The 303-nt window shown below is 44.9% G+C and carries 1 protein-coding gene; it reads right to left on the reverse strand.

The genetic code is table 11. From position 1 onward, the window contains the following. The coding region (locus tag AB4486_RS24665; RefSeq protein ID WP_372119318.1) for a phosphate acyltransferase at window positions 1-303 on the reverse strand (303 nt) is incomplete at both ends.

Here is a 303-nt window from a genome sequence, read left to right on the forward strand (position 1 = left end):
GTCTGTAACCTTCTCCAATGCATCTTGATAAGTCATGCCTTTGGCTTTTCTGAGCTCATACAGACGTTCAGCCAACACGGCTTTAAGTGCCGATGTTTGTGGTGAAACAATATGAATGCCCGCGAGGTTAATATGATGCAACTGAGCGGCTTCGATAATCGCCTTTTCATCCCCTATTAGCGTGATATAAGCGAGTTGTTTATCTATCGCTAATCGTGCCGCTTTGAGTACACGAGGATCTTCAGCTTCGCTCAAAACCACACGCTTACGATCTAGGTGCGCCTTATCAATAATCCGTTCAAT

Origin of the sequence: Vibrio sp. 10N.222.55.C6 (genome assembly GCF_041473395.1) — a bacterium.
GTDB lineage: Bacteria > Pseudomonadota > Gammaproteobacteria > Enterobacterales > Vibrionaceae > Vibrio > Vibrio crassostreae_C.